The organism is Mesorhizobium sp. CNPSo 4670, from assembly GCF_057784235.1.
On record NZ_JBWJFQ010000013.1, the window covers coordinates 72697 to 93438 of the forward strand.

23 protein-coding genes are annotated in these 20742 nt (G+C 64.1%); 5 read left to right on the forward strand and 18 right to left on the reverse strand.

The window, feature by feature from the left end; translation table 11 throughout:
* Nucleotides 1-11: 11 nt before the first annotated feature.
* Nucleotides 12-989 carry a D-erythronate dehydrogenase gene (gene denD / locus AC0ZT5_RS21325; protein WP_488498046.1) on the forward strand — a complete coding sequence of 326 codons (978 nt, stop codon included), beginning with the start codon at nt 12-14 and terminating at the stop codon, nt 987-989.
* A 25-nt stretch (nt 990-1014) separates the two neighbouring features.
* Here denD and AC0ZT5_RS21330 read toward each other — a convergent pair whose 3' ends face one another.
* The 4 genes from AC0ZT5_RS21330 to AC0ZT5_RS21345 all read right to left on the reverse strand — a co-directional run bounded on the left by AC0ZT5_RS21330 (nt 1015) and on the right by AC0ZT5_RS21345 (nt 5171).
* Nucleotides 1015-2241, reverse strand: coding sequence for a nickel/cobalt transporter (locus tag AC0ZT5_RS21330; protein WP_488498047.1), 1227 nt, complete (start codon nt 2239-2241; stop codon nt 1015-1017).
* On the reverse strand, nt 2238-2906 hold the full coding sequence (locus tag AC0ZT5_RS21335; protein ID WP_488498048.1) for a DUF1007 family protein: 669 nt from the start codon (nt 2904-2906) through the stop codon (nt 2238-2240). The genes AC0ZT5_RS21330 and AC0ZT5_RS21335 overlap by 4 nt, the downstream gene beginning before the upstream one ends.
* A gap of 166 nt (nt 2907-3072) precedes the next feature.
* Complete coding sequence (locus AC0ZT5_RS21340; RefSeq protein ID WP_477285943.1) at nt 3073-3972, reverse strand: LysR family transcriptional regulator; 900 nt, start codon at nt 3970-3972, stop codon at nt 3073-3075.
* A 2-nt stretch (nt 3973-3974) separates the two neighbouring features.
* Nucleotides 3975-5171 (reverse strand): amidase, encoded by a 1197-nt coding sequence (locus AC0ZT5_RS21345; RefSeq protein ID WP_488498049.1) that lies wholly within the window; start codon nt 5169-5171, stop codon nt 3975-3977.
* A gap of 540 nt (nt 5172-5711) precedes the next feature.
* Between AC0ZT5_RS21345 and odc2 the strand changes: the two genes are divergently transcribed.
* The gene (gene odc2, locus AC0ZT5_RS21350; protein ID WP_488498050.1) at nt 5712-6845 is read left to right on the forward strand and encodes an ornithine/lysine decarboxylase; all 1134 of its coding nucleotides are present in this window, start codon (nt 5712-5714) and stop codon (nt 6843-6845) included.
* Between the two features lie 97 nt (nt 6846-6942).
* The gene (locus tag AC0ZT5_RS21355; protein WP_477285949.1) at nt 6943-7545 is read left to right on the forward strand and encodes a GNAT family N-acetyltransferase; all 603 of its coding nucleotides are present in this window, start codon (nt 6943-6945) and stop codon (nt 7543-7545) included.
* A 90-nt stretch (nt 7546-7635) separates the two neighbouring features.
* Here AC0ZT5_RS21355 and AC0ZT5_RS21360 read toward each other — a convergent pair whose 3' ends face one another.
* The 8 genes from AC0ZT5_RS21360 to flhA form a co-directional block, all read right to left on the reverse strand.
* The gene (locus AC0ZT5_RS21360; protein WP_488498051.1) at nt 7636-7920 is read right to left on the reverse strand and encodes an SCP2 sterol-binding domain-containing protein; all 285 of its coding nucleotides are present in this window, start codon (nt 7918-7920) and stop codon (nt 7636-7638) included.
* Nucleotides 7921-8115: 195 nt separating this feature from the next.
* Nucleotides 8116-8631: a hypothetical protein gene (locus AC0ZT5_RS21365; protein WP_095084540.1), complete on the reverse strand. Its 516-nt coding sequence runs from the start codon at nt 8629-8631 to the stop codon at nt 8116-8118.
* Between the two features lie 67 nt (nt 8632-8698).
* Complete coding sequence (locus tag AC0ZT5_RS21370) at nt 8699-9124, reverse strand: hypothetical protein (RefSeq protein WP_095084539.1); 426 nt, start codon at nt 9122-9124, stop codon at nt 8699-8701.
* Between the two features lie 97 nt (nt 9125-9221).
* Nucleotides 9222-9830 carry a rod-binding protein gene (locus tag AC0ZT5_RS21375; protein ID WP_488498052.1) on the reverse strand — a complete coding sequence of 203 codons (609 nt, stop codon included), beginning with the start codon at nt 9828-9830 and terminating at the stop codon, nt 9222-9224.
* Nucleotides 9831-10050: 220 nt separating this feature from the next.
* Nucleotides 10051-10491: a lipid-binding SYLF domain-containing protein gene (locus tag AC0ZT5_RS21380; RefSeq protein WP_478351431.1), complete on the reverse strand. Its 441-nt coding sequence runs from the start codon at nt 10489-10491 to the stop codon at nt 10051-10053.
* Nucleotides 10492-10700: 209 nt separating this feature from the next.
* Entirely contained in the window at nt 10701-11084 is a 384-nt protein-coding gene (locus tag AC0ZT5_RS21385; RefSeq protein ID WP_488498053.1) for a hypothetical protein, read from the reverse strand.
* Nucleotides 11085-11086: 2 nt separating this feature from the next.
* Nucleotides 11087-11839: a flagellar biosynthetic protein FliR gene (gene fliR / locus AC0ZT5_RS21390; RefSeq protein ID WP_488498054.1), complete on the reverse strand. Its 753-nt coding sequence runs from the start codon at nt 11837-11839 to the stop codon at nt 11087-11089.
* On the reverse strand, nt 11836-13923 hold the full coding sequence (gene flhA / locus AC0ZT5_RS21395; RefSeq protein WP_184876557.1) for a flagellar biosynthesis protein FlhA: 2088 nt from the start codon (nt 13921-13923) through the stop codon (nt 11836-11838). Before flhA ends, fliR begins: the two co-directional genes overlap by 4 nt.
* A 121-nt stretch (nt 13924-14044) precedes the next feature.
* On the opposite strand from flhA, the gene AC0ZT5_RS21400 reads away from it, so the two are divergent.
* Both AC0ZT5_RS21400 and AC0ZT5_RS21405 read left to right on the forward strand, forming a co-directional pair.
* Nucleotides 14045-14344 carry a putative quinol monooxygenase gene (locus tag AC0ZT5_RS21400; protein ID WP_488498055.1) on the forward strand — a complete coding sequence of 100 codons (300 nt, stop codon included), beginning with the start codon at nt 14045-14047 and terminating at the stop codon, nt 14342-14344.
* 175 nt (nt 14345-14519) lie between these two features.
* Nucleotides 14520-16301, forward strand: coding sequence for a chloride channel protein (locus AC0ZT5_RS21405; protein ID WP_488498056.1), 1782 nt, complete (start codon nt 14520-14522; stop codon nt 16299-16301).
* Between the two features lie 26 nt (nt 16302-16327).
* Here the strand turns inward: AC0ZT5_RS21405 and AC0ZT5_RS21410 are convergent, their stop codons facing one another.
* The 6 genes from AC0ZT5_RS21410 to AC0ZT5_RS21435 form a co-directional block, all read right to left on the reverse strand.
* On the reverse strand, nt 16328-17971 hold the full coding sequence (locus tag AC0ZT5_RS21410; protein WP_488498057.1) for an MFS transporter: 1644 nt from the start codon (nt 17969-17971) through the stop codon (nt 16328-16330).
* 211 nt (nt 17972-18182) lie between these two features.
* The gene (fliQ, locus tag AC0ZT5_RS21415; protein WP_095084529.1) at nt 18183-18449 is read right to left on the reverse strand and encodes a flagellar biosynthesis protein FliQ; all 267 of its coding nucleotides are present in this window, start codon (nt 18447-18449) and stop codon (nt 18183-18185) included.
* A gap of 22 nt (nt 18450-18471) precedes the next feature.
* Nucleotides 18472-18879 (reverse strand): flagellar hook assembly protein FlgD, encoded by a 408-nt coding sequence (flgD, locus tag AC0ZT5_RS21420; protein WP_095084528.1) that lies wholly within the window; start codon nt 18877-18879, stop codon nt 18472-18474.
* Nucleotides 18879-19322 (reverse strand): flagellar biosynthesis repressor FlbT, encoded by a 444-nt coding sequence (gene flbT / locus AC0ZT5_RS21425; protein ID WP_488498058.1) that lies wholly within the window; start codon nt 19320-19322, stop codon nt 18879-18881. The genes flgD and flbT overlap by 1 nt, the downstream gene beginning before the upstream one ends.
* Nucleotides 19319-19666 carry a flagellar biosynthesis regulator FlaF gene (gene flaF, locus AC0ZT5_RS21430; protein WP_184876544.1) on the reverse strand — a complete coding sequence of 116 codons (348 nt, stop codon included), beginning with the start codon at nt 19664-19666 and terminating at the stop codon, nt 19319-19321. Before flaF ends, flbT begins: the two co-directional genes overlap by 4 nt.
* 31 nt (nt 19667-19697) lie before the next feature.
* The gene (locus AC0ZT5_RS21435; RefSeq protein WP_488498059.1) at nt 19698-20741 is read right to left on the reverse strand and encodes a flagellar hook-associated family protein; all 1044 of its coding nucleotides are present in this window, start codon (nt 20739-20741) and stop codon (nt 19698-19700) included.
* Nucleotide 20742 lies beyond the last annotated feature (1 nt).

The following is a 20742-nucleotide window of genomic DNA, read 5'->3' on the forward strand; positions in this document are numbered from 1 at the left end:
GGGATTTCGACATGCGTATTCTGATCACTGGCGCCGCAGGCATGGTCGGCCGCAAACTCATCGTCCGGCTGGCCAAGGACGGTACGCTGCGCGGCCGCAAGATCGCAGCACTCGACCTGCACGACATCGTGCCGCCGCAGGCGCCGGCCATGGAAGGGGTCAACGTCACCATCCACACCGGCGATCTCGCCGAGGCGGGCGCCGCAGAAAGCCTTGTCGCATCACGCCCCGATGTCGTCTTCCACCTCGCCGGCATCGTGTCGGGCGAAGCGGAGGCGAATTTCGACCTCGGCTACCGCGTCAATCTCGACGGCACGCGAGCGCTGTTCGATGCCATCCGCCTGGCGGGCTTTGCGCCGCGCATCGTCTTCACCTCGTCGATCGCGGTGTTCGGCGCGCCGTTTCCGGATGTCATCCCGGATGAATTCCATCCGACACCGCTGACCTCCTACGGCACCCAGAAACAGATGAGCGAAGCGCTGCTCGCCGACTATTCCAGGCGTGGCTTCTTCGACGGCATCGGCATCAGGCTGCCAACCATCTGTGTGCGGCCAGGCAAGCCGAACAAGGCAGCCTCCAGCTTCTTCTCCGGGATCATCCGCGAACCGTTGAGCGGCCATGAGGCGATCCTGCCGGTGCCGCGCTCGGTCATGCACACCCATGCCAGCCCGCGCTCGGCGGTCAATTTCCTGATCCATGCGGCGGAGATCGACGGCAACGCTGTCGGGCCGCGCCGAAATTTGACGATGCCCGGCGTCGCGGTCACAGTCGGCGAGCAGATCGAGGCACTTGACCGCATCGCCGGATCGAAGGTGGTGAAGCTGATCCGCGAGGAGCCGGACGAGACGATCTGGGCGATCGTCAAGGGCTGGCCGACGCGGTTCGAGGCGCGGCGGTCAAGAGAGCTTGGCTTCAGCGCCGAAAAGAGTTTTGACGAGATCATCCGCGCGCATATCGAGGATGAGCTGGGCGGCAAGATCGCGGGTTAAACCCGGAGCCTCGCCAACCGCAACATCATCCGCCCGTCGCCAGGCTCGCCGACAACAGCAGCAGTCCGAACAGGAAGACAAACGCCGCGCCACCGATCTCGACGATCGAGTGGATGCGGTTGCCCATGCGGCCGTCGCCGGCGAAATACACCGCCCAGTTCTTGGCGGTCACCGCTAGCGTCGCCAGGGCCGAGACGGTGATGGCGGTACCCAGCGACATGGCCAGCACGGACAGCAGGCCGCCGAGCCAGAGGCCGTTGAGAAGTGCGAAGCTCAGCACGATCAGCGCGCCGGAGCAGGGGCGGATGCCGACGGCCGCCACCGCCGACCAGGCCGTGCGCCAGTCGAAGCGGTCGCCCGACAGCAGCGCCGGATCGGGCGCATGCGAATGGCCGCAGGTGTCGCAGACCTCGCCCGCGGCGTGATCATGATGAGCATGGTCGTGTGCGCCACGATCATGCGCACCGTGCTCGTGATGATCGTGCGAATGCGCATGGTCGTGATCGTCATGCACGTGCAGCGCGTGCGAATGGGCATGCGCCGAATGGTCATGGTCAGCATGCGAATGCCCTGCATGCGAATGACCACCATGCGAGTGGCCGCCATGCGAATGACCCGCATGGGAATGACTGGCATGGGAATGACCGGCGTGAGCCGCCGACAGGCTGTAGGCGGGTCCTTTGCCAAACAGGCGCAGGACCGACGGGCCGAGCTTGCGCCACAGCAGCCAGGCACCGAACAGGGTGACGAAAACAAAGCTCATGATTTCCATGAACCAGGCCGCATCGGTCATCGAGACGGCAGTGCCGCGCAGGACGAAATAGGCGACCGCCATCACCGCGACCGCGGTCAGGCCCTGCAGCAGTGCCGAGACGAAGGACAACAGGATGCCGCGCCGCAGCGCCACTTCATTGGCCACCATGTAGGACGAGATCACCGCCTTGCCGTGACCGGGGCCGGCGGCGTGGAAAATGCCGTAGGCGAAGGACAGGCCGATGAGCACCCACAGCTTGCTGCCGTCCTGGCGCATCGCCTTCATCGCCGTCGCCAGTGCGCGGTAAAATTCCTGCTGCCTCAGATTGATCCACATCAGGATGTGGGCGAATGGGCCGGTGGTGGGCGCCATGCCGTCATTGACGCCGATGCCGAGCGAACTCTGGGCATGGGCGGAATTGGCGAAATGCATCATGACAAAGGTGATGGCCAACAGGCCGAATGCCAAACGCAGGGACGGTTTCGTCACCGGCTTCATCCTTCTGGCTGACAGTTCAGTTCGAGCTTGGTGGCGAAGATCTTGCTCATGTCGGTGCCTGTCGGATCGTTGAAGAAGGCATCGGTCAGGGTCTTCTGGTTTTCGGCGATCGCCTCGTCCGGATCGGGACGGATAACCTTGCTGGTGCAATTCGACGGCAGGCCTTCAACCGTGATGTTGCGGTCCTCGGTGAAATCGATCGCCGTGTAGAAGGTCGGATCGTAGACGCCGATGTCGATCTTGCCGTTGAGCTTGATCGGCTCCTTCGGCTCGGACTCGAACAGGATGATCAACTGGTCATTGTCGAAATTGGCCATCAGATGCGGCGGTGGCGTCATCGCCACGTCCTTGCCGTCGACGGTGACGAGCTGGAAGTAGTTGAACTCGGCCAGCGAGGCGTGGACGGTGTCGGCGACCTCCTTCAACTCCTTGTCGTCGAGCTTCAGGTCGGAGTTCTTGTCGAACTCCATCATCACCGTCGAGGAAAACAGATCGTCGAAGCGCCAGAGATGACGCAACGCCTTCACACTTTGGTGATCCGGGGAGAGGATCACGTCGAGGCGAGCCTCGGCGAAGACATGGGGATGCACGTAGGCCGGTCCGGTGGCGGCAAAGGTCGCCGCCAAGGCCGAAGCCAGCATCATTGCGTGCCGTTTGAGGTGCATTCTCGGTCGCGATTCCATCGGCCTCGGAGAGATATCGAGAGTTACCAGAAAGGGGGCGAAATTGGGACCGCTGGTGCGCGTCGCCCAAAGGCGGGCAGCGGTTTTGGGACAACGACACGTACCGAGCAAAGACCCAAAGCGCGTTATGCATTGGCGCTCGAAGCGGTCAGGCAGCCTCACGCGACTTGAACCACTGGACCAAAAAGTCGACGAAAACGCGGACCTTGGCCGGCAGGTAGCGGCGGTGCGGATAGACGGCAAAAATGCCGCCGCCCGACAGGATGCGGTCATCGAGCACCGTCACCAGCCGCCCGCTTTCGAGATCGGGCGCGGCGATGAAATCCGGCAGGACGGAAAATCCGAGCCCCGCCAGGGCCGCGGCCCGCGCCGTCATCGGGCTGTTGACCTCGATCGGACCCGACACCGCGACGCTCACCGGATCGCCATTCTCGCCCTTGAACGGCCAGTTGTTCAGTCCACGGCCATTGGTGTCGACGATGCAGGGCATGCGGCCGAGATCCTGCGGCCGCGTCGGCATGCCGTGCTTGGCGATCAGTTCGGGAGAGGCGCACAGCCTTATCGAAAACGGCGCCAGCCGCCTGGCGATCAGCGACGAGTTCTCCAGCCGCGAGATGCGCACGGCGAGATCGAAGCCTTCCTCGACAAGGTCGACGAAACGGTCGTCGAGCTGGATGTCGAGCACGATGTCGGGATATTGCTTGGCGAAGTCGATCAGCGACTGGCCGATCGGCGCATCGGCGAAGGTGCGCGGGGCCGACAGTTTGATTCGGCCGCGCACGTCGCCGGAGGATTCGCGCACTGCATCGGCCAGGCTGTCGACCTCGCGCACGATCTCGGAGGCGCGCCGGTAATAGGTGTGGCCGGCCTCGGTCATCGAGAACTGCCTGGTGGTGCGGTTGAGCAGCAGCGCGCCGAGCTCGTCCTCCAGCTCGCGCACATATTTCGACAGCAATGCCTTGGAACGGCCGATCTTGCGCGCCGCCGCCGAAAAGCCCTCGGCCTCGACCACATCGATGAAGGCACGCATGCGGGTCAGAGTGTCCATGATCAGGCCTTTCGTGCGGCGTCGAGAAGTTTGCGGCCGAGGCGTATCAGGGCAATGTCGCTGCCGGAAGGGCCAAGCAGCGACAGGCCGAACGGGGCGCCGGCAACCGAGCCAATGGGCAAGGTGATTTGCGGGAAGCCCGACAGGCCGGCCAGGCACAGAAGCCGCAGCGCCCGCTCGCGATAGGCCTGGAACTGCTCCGGCGTGCTTTCCACGTAGGGTGCCGGGCCCGGCACCGTCGGCAGGACAAGGAAGCCGTCCTTGCCGAGCAGGGCGCTCAGTTCGGCGCTGAAGGTCAGCCGGCGCACCGTCTCGGCCCGTGCTGTCGGAGCGTCGACGGCGCGGCCAAAGCCGAAACGCTCATCGACGCCGGGGCCGAGGTCGCGCTCGCCACTGGTGATCCATGCGCCATGCACCGCCCAGGCTTCCTTGGCCTGCAGCCGGCGAAAGCACCAGTAGAGTTCATCCGGAGACGAGGCGAAGGGCGCAGCCGGCGTCGCCGGCGTACCGAAAACCGCGCTCGCCAGTGCCTTCATCCCGGCATACTCGGCAAGTGCCGGGTGGGCGACCAGTTCATCCAGCCAGTCCAGCGCCAGCGGGCGTTCCAACGCTTGCTGGTGCGTGTCGCGGCCAAGCAGCAGCTTGCCCACTGTCTCGTAGGTCTCGATATCGTCGGCGAACCAGCCGAACGTGTCGAAGCTTGGCGCCAGCTTCATCGCGCCGTCGAGCGAAATGCGGCCATGCGTGGTGCGCAGTCCAATCAACCCGCAAAAGCTCGCCGGCGCGCGGATCGAACCGCCGGTGTCGGAGCCGGTGGCGATATCGGCCAGCCTGCCCGCCACAGCCGCAGCCGACCCCGATGACGAGCCGCCGGTGACGCGGTCGGGCACTGCCGGGTTCACCGGAAACGAAAAATGCGCATTCTGACCGAACAGCGCGAAGGCAAGCTCGTCGGTCTGGGTCTTGCCGACGAAGCGCGCGCCGGCATCGAGAATCATCTGTACGGCCGGCGCGGTGCGCGAGGCGGCGTGACCTTCGGCGAATTTCTGCAAATTGCCGCAACCGGTGCGGTAGCCGGCGACGTCGTAGATGTCCTTGACGGCCAGCCGCAGGCCGGCCAGCGGTCCGAACTCGGCATGTGCCACCGGCATCTGGCGAACGTCGAGAAAGGCGTTGAGGGGGCCGTGGGTGCCTGGCATCGTTCGATATCCGGATACGATTGCACCAACATTGTTCGATGCCAGAAATTTTACAACCTTGGATGCGATTTTTATTGATTGTGAAAGCTGACGCTCTTATATCGCGCTTGCCCAAAGTCGCACGTGCCTGTGGGTGTCCGCCGATCCTCGAATGGTGAGGGAAATCGGTAAGGTAACTGGAGCCAACCCCTCCAGTCGGTTTAGCGGCCAACCGCCAGACCGAGGACACCTTGAAGCAACGACGGTGCGGGCCTTTCTGGTGTTCTGCCGGTTGTCCAAAGACCGGGGTTACTGAAGAGGCACACCTTCATTGCCGGCAGTGCGGACGGGTCTCCCATCCAAGCCAAGGCAGACAAAGCGAACCGAGGCCGGGCAAGGCCAAGGTTCACCGCCGCGAGACGGCGTTTCATGGTTCCGGGGTCTCCACCGGCTGGTTCCATGGATTTCCGTCCCGCCTTTGTCCACCGCGTGTTCGCGAGGCCGACAGCCCGCGTCCCGCAGCCTTATTGCGCGCCGAAAGGCGCTGATGGAGAGACCCCGATGGCTACCCAGCGTATCCTTGACTTCCTCGCCACCCGACGCCCGACCGGCCCCTGCCTCGTCGTCGACCTCGATGTCGTGCGCGACAATTTCCGCGCCTTCGAGAAGGCGCTGCCCGATTCCAAGATCTACTATGCGGTGAAAGCAAACCCGGCGCCGGAAATCCTGCGCCTCCTTGCTGCGATGGGCTCGTCCTTCGACACCGCTTCCGTTGCCGAAGTCGAGATGGCGATGGACGCCGGTGCGCCGGCGGACCGCATCTCCTTCGGCAACACCATCAAGAAGGAGCGTGACATCGCACGCGCCTACCAGCTCGGCATCCGCCTGTTCGCCGTCGACTGCGTCGAAGAGGTCGAGAAGATCGCCCGCGTCGCTCCCGGCGCGCGCGTGTTCTGCCGCGTGCTGACCGATGGCGAGGGCGCCGAGTGGCCGCTGTCGCGCAAGTTCGGCTGTGTGCCGGCGATGGCCGTCAACGTGCTGCGCCATGCCAAGGGGCTCGGCCTCGACGCCTATGGCGTGTCGTTCCACGTCGGCTCGCAGCAGACCGACCTGACCGCCTGGGACCGTGCGCTCGCCGACGCCAAGACGGTGTTTGCGACACTCGCCGACGAAGGCATCGTGCTCAAGATGGTCAATATGGGCGGCGGCTTCCCGACGCGCTACCTGCGTGACGTGCCGGCAGCCAAGGCCTATGGCCAGGCGATCTTCTCGGCGCTGCGCAAGCATTTCGGCAATGCCATTCCGGAAACCATCATCGAGCCGGGTCGCGGCATGGTCGGCAATGCCGGCGTCATCAAGTCGGAAGTCGTGCTGATCTCGAAGAAGGCCGCCAACGACAATGTGCGCTGGGTGTTCCTCGACATCGGCAAGTTCGGCGGTCTGGCCGAAACGATGGACGAGGCGATCCGCTACCCGATCGTCACCGCGCATGACGGCACGGAGACCGCGCCTTGCGTGCTCGCCGGCCCGACCTGCGATTCGGCCGACGTGATGTACGAGAAGACGCCTTATCCGCTGCCCCTGTCGCTGACCATCGGCGACGAGGTGCTGATCGAAGGCACCGGCGCCTACACGACCACCTACTCGGCGGTCGCCTTCAACGGCTTTGAGCCTCTCCGATCCTACGTGATCTGACGGTTCGCAAGAGCCGCTCAGATCATCCCAGGTGGGCGTCTGGCGTCCACCCGGGCTCGCCTGTGGAACAGATCTCCGCTCGCTAGGGATTGCGGAAATGGACATTGCAAATTTCATCGATGAGGGCGCCTGGCCGATCTCCCCCCTTGTGGGGGAGAGTGCCCGCGCCATTGCCATTGTCGCCGAAACCTCAGCCGACGTTGCAGCGCGCGAAGCGCTGCTCGACGACGCCATGGGCCCGATGCGCAGGAAGAAGTCCTCGGAGAAGCTGCGACGCGGCCGCCGGCCCTCGGAAGGCCTGGCCTTCGTCGCCCGTGATGCGTCGGGCGCCGTCGCCGGCACCGTGCGGCTGTGGGATGTCAGGCTGGGCGAGGGCGGTCCGGCAGCGCTGTTGCTTGGTCCGCTCGCCGTCGAACCGTCGCTCAAGAGTGCCGGAATCGGCTCGGCGCTGATGCGTCATGCCATCGCCGAAGCGCTGCGGCTTGGCCATGCGGCGATCCTGCTGGTCGGCGACGCGCCCTATTACGGACGCTTCGGATTTTCGGCCGCCAGGACCGGTTCGCTCGCCATGCCCGGCCCCTATGAGCGGCACCGCCTTTTGGCGCTGGAACTGGTCGACGGCGCGCTTGACGGCGTACACGGCACGCTGAAGGCGGCGGGACGCAAGCTGAAGGCGCAGCAGCTTACGTCGGCGGCCTGAGCTGCAAGGGCTGCCCGATGCGGCCACCTGGGTCCGGCCCAAAACAAAAACGCCGCCCATCGGGCGGCGTTTTGTGCGGTTCACAAGCGGTCAGCCGATCAGCTGGCTGAGCGCCATGGCGACGGTCATGTCGCCTTCGACCTTTATCTTGCCGGTCATGAACGCCATGGTCGCGTTCAGGTCGCCTGATATCAGCGAATCCAGATCGTCGAGCGAGAGCTTGATGGTGCAATCGGCGGGTCCGTCGGTGGTTGAAATGGTCGTGCCGTCGATGACGATGACACCGTCGGCGCCGGTGTCGAATTTCACGGAACGATCGAATCCGCTGCTCGCCACGCGCGACTTGATCTTCTCTGCAATCTCCTGAACGCTCACGCTGTTCTCCTTGTCTGGTTGCATCTGTCGCGCAGCGGCGCCCGAAGCTCCATGCCGCGCTTTCGCGATCACGGTCGCATATAGCTTTGGGTTGACGTTTACGTCAACGCGGATTCCGGCGGCTGGTTCCTATCGCCGCAGCGGATGACGTCCCGGTGTGACCGTGGCTTAGGTGCAGCGTACGAGCCGGGCAGCTCAATGTTCCTTGAATGCCTTGGTCATTTCCGCCGCCGTCTCGCTTTTCTTGCGGCGCAGCCAGTTGTCGCGGATTTCGTCCTTGCTCAGGAAATTGACCTGATCGATCAGAACCTCATGCACCAAAGTGGCGCCGACACGGGTGTTGACGGTATCGCGGATCGCGGCGCGGAACGCATCGAGGTCGATCGTCGCCTTGTTGGTGAAGTCGATCTGCGGATTGGAATAGAGGTAGGTATAGACTTGGTCGGTGATGAGCGCTTCCGCCGGAATGGACAGCTTCTTTATCTGCTCAGGCTCGACCGTGTAGACAAGCTTGGTCAGGAAATAGCCGCCGATCTGGGAATCGCGGATCAGCGGTACCGAAATGATGTCGGTCTTGACGTAGTCCAGGCCACCCAGCATCGGCTTCGGTGTCTCGCCGACACCGCGCTCGCCGGCTGCCTGGAACGAATAGAACACGGCGCCGAGCGTAGCGGCGCAGATCCAGACGGCGATGGCGATAACCTTGAGCATCAGGCCTTGTCATTTCCTGGCGATTGGAAAGCGGCACTAGCTTTTTGCCTGGGCATTGTGTTCGACATCATGCCTTCATCCAGCCGAACTCGCCGGCGGAATAGGTGCCGTCGGTTTCCGCGCGCTGGATGGCGTGCCGCAGTAGGCTGGCGACCTCGTTGACCGCGCTGAGGTGAGCCAGGATGGCCGCCTCGTTCTTGGCCAGCTTCTGGCGCAGCCGGGTCAGGCCCTCGCGGTGCTGTTCGAGGAATTCGGCTTCGCTGCCGCCCCGCATGGCGCGCGTCAGCTCGTAGAGATAGCGGCTCTTGCGGGCGTTCGATGCCTTGAGATCATAGTTGGTGGCGTTGCGGATGCCGGCCGTCTCTTCCTCGACCACTTCCTCGATGCGGCCGATGATGGCAGCGAGGTTGCCCGGCCGGGCGAACGGGATCGGCGCTTCCGACGCGGTCGTGCGTGCTGGCAGGTTGGCGGTGAATTCCGAAAAGTCGGCCATGAGAATCCCGGTCTGGTTAGATTGAACTCGGATACGCACTGTCTCAGTGTCTTGGCATGATCGTTCCCAAAACCGGCTGCCGGTTTCGGGTGTATTCCTAGATCTTGATGTCTCTCTTGACGGCGGTGTCGTCACCGGTGATCGACCGGGCCGCCTTGCGTTGCAATTCGTGGACCAGTGAGGTCGACAGGCTGTTCTGTTGATCGATCTCGGTCTTTTCCGGCCCGCCCGAAACCGGACCGACCGGTACGACGCGCTTGCCTTCCAGATAGTGGTCGGCGAGCATCGACTTGGCGATGCCGATGCCGCCGCGCTCGGCCATCACGTCGGCCACCCGCTCGGCAAGCTGCGATTTCCACATGTCGCCGGCGAGGCCCTTGCCGTAGACGCCTTCGGTGTCCTTGGGCAGCATGTTCTGGATGAAGGTCTGCAGCACCATGGCCTCGAACTTCTTGAACTTCTTGGCCGGATCGGTGGTCGCGGCCTTGTCGGCGGTGGCGCGCGACAGGATCGAGCCGGCATCGACCGAAGCCGCGGTGTCGACCGAGAACGTCCCGGCAGCGCCGCCCGCGCGCTTGGTCAGCGCGGCACGAGCGGCCTCGATGTCCGTCGGGTCGACGGCTCGGGCCACATCCATAACGATGTCGCTGGGCGGAGAAATCGCCAAGAAAGTCCGCCTTTTATCGGTTTTCCTTAGCCAGACCATGCCTCAACAAGCTTGTGGCAGGCTTGCGCGGCGGGGAGGGGTGGAACGCAGGCATGTGTGTTGGTCCCGCCGCCAACTGCGGACATCGCCAAGCCACCATTCGGACGTCGCGTTTTTGGCCGAAAGCGGAACGTCGGCTTCCTAAATGGCATGGCTAGAAAGCCTACCGTTGTATGCAGCGTAGTGGACCGACCGCAGGGACGCCGAACCGAGCGACGTCCTACTTCACCGTAATGGCCATACCGCTGAGATCGGCGTTGACCTGCATGCCTACCTGCTTGCCGGTGAGCTCGAGTTGTGCGCCCTTGTCATTGGTCATGACGATCACCTGGGCCCCTTTGCCGAGCGCACCGCCACCGCCCGCCGCCCCATAGACCCCCGTTACATCCCGGACGCGGCGAATGTGGCGAACGGTACCTTGGAAGTAGGTCTTGGAAACCCCGAAAGCGAGGCCGCCCGAGATGCCGCCGACAGAGACGGGATAGCGGCGGCCATGGAATGTCAGCGTGCCTTCGCCTCCAGAGCCACCCACAAAGAAGGCAGCCTTGTAGACGGAGAAGCGGATCGTGCCGCTGTCGGCATGCGCGGCGCTGGCAAGGCCTACACCCGCAGTGGCGATCGCGGCAAACGCGACTGAACGAAATGTGGACGAAATCTTCATGACGAGAACTCCTTGAATCGCCGCTTACCCAGCCTGCCGGGCACGTCAGCGTCGTATCAATGAACAGTCTGGCCCGTCATTTGTTCCAAGCACGCGAACTGAAATCCGGTTGCGAGATGGCCGCTACGAAACGAAGCGGACGACGAAAATAATACTCGGTGACCGGGCTAGTGCGACCAACGCTGGCCGACTCCGGATCGCCCGCGGCGCTATTCGTTGTTTCTGTTCTGCGCGATCAGGTCGAGGCGCTCGCGGTCGGAGCGTTCGCGCTCGTCGCGGTTGCGTACGTCCTTGTAGGCGCGCTCGACCATGTTGGTGCGTGCGGTTGCCGCGGCGATGAGGCTGGCTTCCTGCCTCGCGCTTTCGAGGCTCGCCTCCTGGCGCCCGACCGCGCTGGCAATGCGGCGATGGTAGAGATCGGGAAACACGCCTGAGAGGGAATCGGCCCGGTCGAAATGCCCGACCAGATCCCGGGCTTCGGTCTCGGCGGCGCCGGCCGCGGCAAGGAAGGTGGCGTGACGGGTTTCGTGCAGCGCCTTCAGCTGCTCCTGTACCTTGACCAATTTCCTGAGGCGGTCCCTGCGCGAGCTCATGCCTATCTTGCCAATGTCAGGTCGACAAAGCCGGCGACGAACAGCGACAGCATGGTGCCGACGGCAAAGTAGAAAATGATCATGCCGCCGCCGATGATGAAGGGCTGCGAGATGAAATAGATCGGGATCTGCGGGGTCAGCTTGTTGACGAAGCCGATCGTCAGATTGACGAGAATGGCGTAGGCGACAAACGGGCTGCCGAGGCGGATGACCAGGAAAAACGTGTCCGAAACCGTGTCGGTGACATCGACGAGTGCGGCCTGCGGGTTGAAGAAGATGTTGACCGGCGCCACCGTGTAGGAGGTCACCAGCGCGCGCACGATCTCGTGGTCGAAATCGAAGACGAACAGCATCAACAGGGCTGAGAACGAGATGATGGCGGCAAGGGCTGCCTGCGGCTCCGGCTCCTCGATCGCCGGTCCGCCGGTGCCGCCATAGCCGATCAGCATGGCGATGGCCGAGCCCATGAAGCGCAAGGCTTCCATGTAAAGCCTGGTCATGGCGCCGATCAACCCACCGACCAGGAGTTCCGAGATGATCATCGGCACCAAAATCTGCGGTCGCGGATCGACGAACGGAAAGATGCGGTCCCACAGGAAAGCGAGCAGGCCGCCAGTGGCGGCGACCGCCACGAACAGCCTGACCTGGACCGGGACGCGGGCGCTGGACAGGCCGGGCATCAGCATGAAGCAGGCGCCGATGCGGCAGAAAGCGAGGAATGCCGCGATGACGACGCCTTGCGAGAGAACGCTCACGATATGGTTCCGAGCACCCTGATCTCGACGCCCTTGGCGATTTCGACGTGGCTGAGCACCGGCAGCGTGGTGAACAGCCGCTCGATGATCATGCGCACATAGGGGCGGGCGTCGGGCGCGGTGACCAGCACGAAACGCTCGCCGGCCTCGAGATGTTTCTTGATCGCCTTGGTCGCGTCCTGGCCGAATTCTTCCAACTGGCGCGGATCGATGTCGAACTCGCGCACCTCGCCCTTGGCGTCGCGCTTGAGGCTCTGGTGAAAGGCCAGGTCCCAGCGGTTGCCGAGACGCAGCACCTTGAGCACGCCGCCCTCGGATAGGTCGCCGCAGATCTGCTGGGCCATGCGGATGCGGACATGTTCGACGATCTGCTCGGTGCGGCGCACATGCGGCGCGATCTCGGCGATCGCCTCGATGATCAGATGCAGATTGCGGATCGAGACCCGCTCGGCGAGCAGCAACTTCAGCACCGCCTGCAGGCCGGGATAGGAGATGTGCGTGGTGCAGATCTCGTCGGCGAGCTTGCGGTACTCCTGGTCCTGCCGCTCGAGCAGCGCCTTCATGTCCTTGTAGGACAGAAGCTGCGGCAGGTTGTTGCGGATGACCTCGGAAAGGTGGGTGAGCAGCACCGACATGTTGTCGGCGAAGGTGTAGTTCTCGCGCTTCAGGTCTTCGGCGAAGGTTTCGACCACGGAATAGGCGCGCATGCCGAAGGCCGGCTCGCGGATTTCCTCGCCCGGTATTTCGGGAATGTCGCGATTACCGAGCAGCACCATGATCTCGCCGACGCGCATCTGGTATTCGGCCACCACGGTGCCGTGCACCTTGATCTGGTAGCTCTTCGGCGGGATGGCGAAATCATCGGCAACCCGCACTTCCGGCACCACGAAGCCGTATTGTGTGGCGAATTTCTTGCGCATCTTGGACATGCGGAAAACCAGTTCCTGATGCGACACCAGCAGTCGCGTCGACAGCTGCTTGCCGATCAGCAGTTCGATCTCGGCGGTGGCGAGCGACGCCTTGACCGAGTTCTTTTCCTCTTCGACCTTGGTCGCCTTCTCCTGGTCCTTGATCGCTTCGGCGGCGGCGACGGCGCGGTTGTGGCGCATCGGGATGATGTAGCCGAGGCCGGCCATGCCCGCGGCCAGCGCAAAGAATGGAAACAGCGGCAGGCCGGGCATCAGGCCGAGCAGCACCAGCAGCGATGCCGCCACGTAGAGAGCGCGAGGATGGGCGCCGAGCTGGCCGAATACCGCCTGGTTGGTCGAACCGCGCGTGCCGCCCTTGGACACCAAAAGGCCGGCGGCCAATGAGACGATCAGCGCCGGGATCTGGGTGACGAGGCCGTCGCCGACCGACAGCTTGATGAACACGTCGGCGGCTTCGCCCATACCCATGCCGTGCCTGATATAGCCAATGGCGATGCCGCCGACGATGTTGATGGCGGTGATGATGAGGCCGGCGATGGCGTCGCCGCGGACGAATTTCGAGGCGCCGTCCATCGAGCCGAAGAAGGAGGATTCCTCTTCCAGCTCGCGGCGGCGCAGCTGCGCCGTCTTGTCGTCGATCATGCCGGCGGAGAGATCGGCGTCGATCGACATCTGCTTGCCGGGGATGGCGTCGAGGGTGAAGCGGGCGCCGACCTCGGCGATACGGGTGGCGCCCTTCGTGATGACGATAAAGTTCACCACGATGAGGATCATGAAGACGATGAGGCCGATGACGAAGTCGCTGGCCATCACCAGCTTGGAGAAGCCGGCTATGACATAGCCGGCCGCGTGCGTGCCTTCATTGCCATGCGACAGGATCATGCGCGTGGTGGCGATGTTGAGCGACAGCCGCAGCATGGTGGCAATGAGCAGCACCGTCGGGAACGACGAGAAATCGAGCGGTCGCTGGATCCACAGCGCCACCATCAGGATCAGCACCGAAAGCGCGATCGAGAAGGCGAGGCCGATGTCGATGAGAAAGGCCGGGATCGGCAGGAACAGCACGGCCAGGATGATGACGATGCCGATGGCGAAGAAGACGTCGCGGCCGTTCTTGGCCACTGCGCCCGGCTGGATGCTTTCGCTGATCGCCATGTCGTCCCCAAAATGCCAAGCCTGCCCGCGCGGCAGCCTTGTGAGCCTAACCGGCCAAGCTTGCGCGAGGGTGGGAGACTGGTTACTGGGCTCTCGACCGCTGCTTCCAAAAGGAAATCCCATGCTGCTGATCATCGGCACCATCCGCTTGCCGCCTGAAAAGCTCGAGGAGGCGAAGCCCGAGATGGAGCGCATGGTCTCAGCCAGCCGCGCCGAGCCCGGTTGCCTCGAATATTCCTATGCGCAGGACGTGTTCGATGCCGGGCTCATCCGGGTCACGGAGGTCTGGAGCGACAGGACAGCGCTCGATGCGCATTTCCGCTCGCCGCACCTTGCGGACTGGCGCGCGAGCTGGCCGGCACTTGGCATCGGCGAGCGCAATCTCGTGCTCTATGAGGCCGGTGATCCCGAGCCGACCTGATCGATCTGTCAGCCGACGGCAGCCGTTCGCGTTCCAACAGAGCAGCCGCGGCCGCAACCGGTCGCCCCATGCCACAATGGCGCCTTGTCTGTCGCCAATGTGGTTGCCATGCCGTGTCGCCGGGCGTATCAGGCGGGCTTTCCACTGCCTTTTCCGATATCGGCGAGCCGCCCCGGTGCTTTCCAGAAACCACAGTGAAGTCTACGCCCGCCGGCTGCGCGCGGTGCTGATCAGGTCGATGCCGCTGCTCGAGGCGCGTGGCATCGCGGTGGTCATCCTGGCCGGTGTCGTCGGGGTGATGGCAGGCATCCTTGTCACGGCGATGAGCCAGATCGTGCAGGACCTGCACGGGCTGTTGTTCGGCGTCCAACCCGGTGGCCGGCTTTCCGGCATGTTCTCGCTCGCCAACCCGATGCACGCGCTGATACCGGCGATCGGCGGCATCCTGCTTGGGCTGACGGTGATCTGGCTCAGACTGCGCAAATTCCGCACGCCGATCGACCCGATCGAAGCCAACGCGCTCTATGGCGGGCGCATGTCGCTCACCGACACCTTCATCATCGCCGGCCAGACGATGATCTCCAGCGGCTTCGGCGCCTCGGTCGGGCTGGAAGCCGGCTACACGCAAGTCGGGTCAGGCCTGGCGTCGCGGCTGGCGGGCATCTTCCGGCTGCGCCGCAACGATGTCCGCATCCTGGTCGGCTGCGGTGCCGCCGGCGCCATCGCCGCCGCCTTCGATGCGCCGCTGACGGGCGCCTTCTATGGTTTCGAACTGGTCATCGGCATCTACTCGGTCGCCAATGTCGCGCCTGTCATGACGGCGGCGATCTCGGCCTCGCTGACGGCGGAAGTGTTTGGCGGGGTGCCGTTTCCGCTTGAGCTTTCGGGCCTGCCGGCGCTGACCGCCAGCCAGTACGTGCCGTTCCTGCTGCTCGGCCTGCTCGGCGGGGCAGCCTCGATCGCAATCATGCATCTGGTGACGCTGATCGAACGCGGTTTTGCCAGGCTGTCGATCGATGCGTCGCTGCGCCCCGTCATCGGTGGTGTCATCGTTGGATTGCTTGGGCTGGTCACGCCGCAAGTCCTGTCCAGCGGCCACGGCGCGCTGCATCGCGAATTCGCGATGAACTACGGTCTGGCCGTGGTGGCCAGCGTCTTCGTGTTGAAACTGGCGGCGTCCGCCATCTCGTTGGGCTCGGGCTTTCGCGGCGGGCTGTTCTTCGCCTCGCTGTTCCTCGGTGCGCTGCTTGGCAAGGCGTTTGCCGGTGTGATGGCGCTGGTCTCGCCGGCCACCGGCATCGATCCCGCTGTTGCCGCCGTCGTCGGCATGACGTCGCTCGCCGTCGGCGTCGTCGGCGGCCCGCTGACGATGACCTTCCTGGCGCTGGAATCGACCCGCGACCTGACGCTTACCGGTGTCGTGCTGGCGGCTTCGATCATGTCGGCCATCCTGGTGCGCGAGACGTTCGGCTACTCCTTCTCGACATGGCGCTTCCATCTGCGCGGCGAGACCATCCGCAGCGCTCACGACGTCGGCTGGATGCGCAGCCTCACCGTCGGCTCGATGATGCGAAAGGACATCAAGACCATCCATGCCTCGACGACGCTGGCGGCCTTCCGCAGGCAAGTGCCGCTCGGTTCGGCCCAGCGCATCATTGCCGTCGACGCGGGCGATCATTATGTCGGCGTGCTGATCGTGGCCGAACTGCACAGCGATCCTTCCGATGGCGAGGTGGCTGTGCGCGACCTTGCCAAGTACAAGGACGCGGTGCTGGTGCCGAGCATGAACGTGCAGTCCGCCGCCGAGACCTTCCAGCGCGCCGGCGCTGAAGAGCTCGCCGTGGTCGAGGATTTCAGCGACCGCATCGTGCTGGGGCTGTTGACCGAAGGCCATCTGATGCGGCGCTATGCCGAGGAACTCGACAAGGCGCGCAGGGACCTGTCGGGCGAAGGTTAGTGCATGTCGCCCAAAGGTGGGCCCGGTTAGTGCTCGATCGGTCCCTTGGCCATCACGAGCGCCGTGCCCGCGGTCGTCGGGCGCTCGATCATGCGGCGCACGCGCGGCAGTTCGTCGCCGCTGTGCAGCGCCCGCAAACGGTCGCCGATGACGGCGTCGGCGTGGGTGATGCGTCCATTGTGGCGCACATATTCGAGCCAGGTCGGCGTATGATAATGCTCGATCCAGATCGCCGGATTTTCGAGGTCGCGCGCAAGCGTCCAGTTGCGAGCGCCGTCACGGCGGCGGATGCGGCCGCGTTCGGCCATGGTGGCGAGGAATTCCGGCACGTCCTCGTCGCGGATGATGTATTCGATCGTGATGGCGATGGGGCCGCTGCGCGGCTTCAGGTCGAGCGCAAGGTGCGGCTCCTTGAAGCGGTTGAGCGGATCGAGGTTGAGCACCTGCTGCTGCGGCAGCGGCAGCAAGAAGCCGATGGCGCCGCCGGCCAGCATGGCGATGCTGGCCGCGATCAGCGCGGTTTCGGCGCCATGGGCATCGGCGACGACGCCCCAGATCCAGCTGCCTAGCGCGATGCCGCCGAAGGTGGCGGTCTGATAGACCGAAAGCACCCGGCCGACCACCCAGCGCGGCGTCGCCATCTGGACGGTGACGTTGAAATGCGAAAGCGCGATCACCCAGCAGGCACCGCCGACAAGCAGGCCGAACGACGTCTGCCAGGCGTGATGGCTGACGGCGGCATTGAAGGCGCAGGCGGCAAAGCCGGCGAAGGCGCAGCGCACCATCGTCTCGCTCGACAGCAGCTGCCGCAGCCGGACGCTGATCAAGGCGCCGCCGACCGCGCCGATGCCGAAGGCGCCGAGCATGATGCCGTAGGTCAGGGCATCGCCCTTGACGACATCGCGCGCCACCAGCGGCAACAGCGCCAGCACCGCGCCGGCGCTGAAGCCGAAAGCGGCGCCCCTGACCAGCACCTTGCCGATGTTGGGCGACATGGCGACATAGCGCAGGCCGGCGCCCATGGCCGCGCCGAGCGACTCGCGCGGCAAGGTCGAGACCGGCAGGTCCGGCTTCCAGCGTGCCAGCACGACGATCAGGCCGATATAGCTCACCGCGTTTGCCGCGAAGGCCGCCGCCGCCCCGGCGGCGGCGACGATGATGCCGCCGATCGCCGGGCCGACGCTACGGGTCAGGTTGAAGCCCATCGAGTTGAGCGCGACGGCAGCCGGCACCTTGTTGCGGGGCACGATGTCGCCGACGGAGGCCTGCCAGGACGGGCTGTTGAGCGCCGTGCCGCTGTCGATCAGGAAGGTGAAGGCCAGCAGCGTCCACGGCGTGATGAGGCCGGCATAAGTGAACAGGGTCAAAAGCACGGAGACGACCAGCATGAAGGTCTGGGCGACCAGCATCACCTTGCGCCGGTCGAAACTGTCGGCGATGGCGCCGGCAACGAGCGCAAACAGCATGATCGGCAAGGTGGTCGAAGCCTGGACCAGGGCCACCTGATAGGACGAGGTGGCGATCGTGGTCATCATCCAGGCGGCGCCGACGCCCTGGATCAGGCCACCGAAATTCGAGACAAGACTTGCGGCCCATACGGCGCGGAAAATGCCGTGCCGGAAGGGCGCCAGCGCCGAAACGCTCTCGCTTTCCGGCTTTTCGTCAATCATCGGTGGGTCCCTGCCATGTCGTGCCTGCTCGTCAGACGATCCGTTTGCTCAGATCATTTGCCGAAAGTAGGGCATGGCGGTTGAAAGGGCGAACACCTTTCGAAAAAGGTCATGGTCCAACAATGGGATAGAGGCGGTCCACGTCTCCATTCCGCACCGGTCGAGGATCCCGATGGTTCGGCACGGACCTGCGCGGCTTTCGTCGACTTGCTCAGAATCCGTTCTGGATGCGCTCGAAGATGACGTTGGTGAAGGCCGATATCTGGCTGCCGATAAAGGGGCCGGTCAGCGCCACCACCAGCATGATGGCGACGATCTTCGGCACGAAGGTCAAGGTGATCTCCTGAACCTGCGTCAGCGCCTGGATGAGGGCGATGCCGATGCCGACCGCCATCGCGACCAGCACCACCGGGGCAGACGCGGTGAGCACCGTCCACACCGCGTACTGGACGATGTCGAGAGCGTCGGCCTCATTCATGGGACTGGCCCTGCCGGAAGCGTCAGCTCGCGGCCTTGATCGAGACGCCTGGGCCGACCGCGACCTCGGTGCCGTTCTGCAGCACGGCGATCAGGCCGCTGCTGGCGAGGCGCACCGACGCCACCGTGCCCGTCGTCTTGCCGTCGGCGGAGGTTATCGAGCGCCCGATCAGCGCATCGGCCTGCGACAGCGCCGAGGACGACATGATCTGGTCGAGCTTGGTGTTGGTCTGCACCGATTGTTCGACCTGCGAGAAGGTGGCGAGCTGGGCGACATACTGCGTCGAATCCATCGGCTTGGTCGGATCCTGGTTCTTCATCTCGGCAATCAGCAGCTTCAGGAACGACTGGTAGTCGACAGCCGTCTTCGAGGTCTGCTGGCTGGCCTGGTTGGCGCCGGTCGGTATCGTCGTCGTCATGTCCACGTTCATCAGTATCGTGCTCCCACAGCCTGCGGGCGCGCGGCACCCGGGACATAGTCATTGTCGCCAAGCGCGCGGCGTTCGAGCGGATAGAGCGCACGGATTGCCTTCAGCGCCTCATAGATATGATCCTCGCCGACCATGCGGTCGATCTGTTTCAGTCCAGCGCAGATCTGGGCGTCCTCGAAGCTTGCCAGCAGCAGCGGCAGCGAACGCCGGAACATATCGCGCGCCTCGACCGCGCCGGCCGGGTTCATCAGCATGACCTGCAGGATGAAATACAGCTGCTTGAGCGGCGTCGAGGCGTCTTCGGCCTGGATGACATGGTTTTCGAGCAGGAACTGCACGTCGTTCATCAATTCGACAGTGACCTTGCGGTCGACGCGGATGACAGCGCCGTTGATGTAGATCTTCTCGTTCGGCTTCAGCGATATCTTCAGCGTGTTGGTCATTGAATGCCGTCCCTGATGATCTGGGACACCTCGATCAGCCCTTCGAAATTGTTGGTGCGGCCCTGGCGAATGTCCTCTGCCTCGCGCAGCAGCCACAGGCCGATGGAAATGAGGTTGGCGCGCAATTCCTTGGGCAGCGCGTTGTCGCTGGAGCCGAGATCCTCGACGAAGGCGGTCCAGACGCGGTTGGTGAAATGCAGCGCCTCGACCGCCGCCATCGAGCCGTGGCCGGCGGCGGCCGCCGCCGACAGCATGTCGATCGAGCGGGTCAGGAGCTCCCGCTCGCGGTCCTTGGCGTCGGCGACGGAGGTGCTCTGGATGTCGGCGTAGGAGAATTGGTACATCGGTGGGGCTCTACCGTTCCGTTAAGCGTTGTCAGGTCAGGTAATTCAATAGGCTGAGCTGCTGCAGGCGCGCGGTCAATGCAAAGGACGTTTCGATGTGCTGTGTCAGATCGGCAACCCGGGTCGCGGCCTCGGCCGGATCGACGCCTTCCAGATCGAGAATGTGCCGTTCGAAAAGGTCGACCTGCGTTTTCATGCGGTCGTTCGCATCGGAAACCCGCTTCTGGACGATGCCGGTCTCGGACTGAATCTGGCCAATGCCGCTCAGCGCTTCGCCGACCAGTGCCGTGGAGCGGCTGACGACCTTGTTCTTCGCGGCCTGGCTGATGTTGCTGGACATCAGGCTGGAGACCATGGCCGCCGCCATGGCGAGCTTCTGGATGCCAGCGCTGTTGGCGCTGGTCGAGGTTGGCGTGGTTTCGTTCAGGGCGATGCGGCTGATGATCTGCTGGTCGGTGGCGTTCGACCAGTTGCCTTGCCAGCCCGGGCCCATGAATTGCGGCACGACGTCGTTGGTGATGAAGTCGTCCATCTGGGTGGCGGTGATATTGGCCGCCGCCGGGTCATCCTGGGTGAAGCCGAAATTGGCGACGAAGGCGGCATCGAAGGCCGCCTTGGCTGGCGAGCCGGCGGCGGTGAAGTCGTTGATCGGCTTGACGTCGGTGTTGGTGCCGGCAAACAGATACTCGCCATTGACGCTGGTGTTGAGGATCGAGGTCAGCTGCTGGATGGTCGCCTTGCCCGAGGCTTGGGTGAGGCTGTTGGAAGAATCGCTCGATGACGCGGTGGTCAGGGCGGACAGAAAGGACTGCGCCGCGGTCGAGAGCTGGCTAAGCGAGGTCTGCGTCGAGGACAAGCGGGAGCCGACCAGACCGTTGGAGTCGATGATGACATTGAGCCGGTCGAGATCGCGCGAGAAGGTGACGGACTGCGCGGTGCGCGCTCCGAGAGCCAGGCCGACATCGGCGACCCTGCCGGTCGAGGACTCTTTGGTGGCTTTGACAAGCTCGGCCTGCATGCGCATCTGCTGGGAGCGCATGGCGTTCGATATGGCGGCTGACGAGACTGAAGTCATG